This window comes from Actinomycetospora sp. NBRC 106375 (genome assembly GCF_030269665.1).
In the GTDB taxonomy this organism is placed as follows: Bacteria; Actinomycetota; Actinomycetes; order Mycobacteriales; family Pseudonocardiaceae; genus Actinomycetospora.
In genome coordinates this window covers 1-415 of record NZ_BSTS01000083.1, presented here as the reverse complement: position 1 = coordinate 415, position 415 = coordinate 1, and the positions used below count along the sequence as shown (strand labels likewise).

The following is a 415-nucleotide window of genomic DNA, read 5'->3' as shown; positions in this document are numbered from 1 at the left end:
GCGGGGCGGGGGGCGCTGCGGGGGTGCCGTCGTGGCTGGTGGGTGGGTTGGAGGCGGTCGACCCGGCCGGGCTGGTCGGGGTCGAGGTGATCGACTATGTGCGGGAGTGTCACCGGGCCCGCAACCGTGACACCGCCCGGTTCCTGACCGGGCTGCACGAGGCCGGGCGCACCGAGGCCGGGCGCCGGCAGCGCCGCAGCGTGCTCGACGAGTTCTCCGGCGACGAGGCCGCCGCCGCGCTGGGCTGGTCGCGGGCCATGGCCGCCCGCTGGCTCGACCTCGCCGACGACCTGCTGGGCCGGCTGCCGCAGGTGCACGCCGCCATGCGCGGCGGGGACCTCGACGAGTCCAAGGCCCGGGTGTTCTCCGACTGGACCCGCGACCTGGCCGACGACCACGCCCACCAGGTGTGCCA

At 76.9% G+C, this 415-nt stretch carries 1 protein-coding gene; it reads left to right on the top strand.

Annotation, left to right across the window (positions count from 1 at the left end):
- Nucleotides 1-38: 38 nt before the first annotated feature.
- Nucleotides 39-415 (top strand): DUF222 domain-containing protein (locus QSK03_RS32975; protein WP_285660069.1); only part of this gene is annotated, 377 nt, incomplete at its 3' end.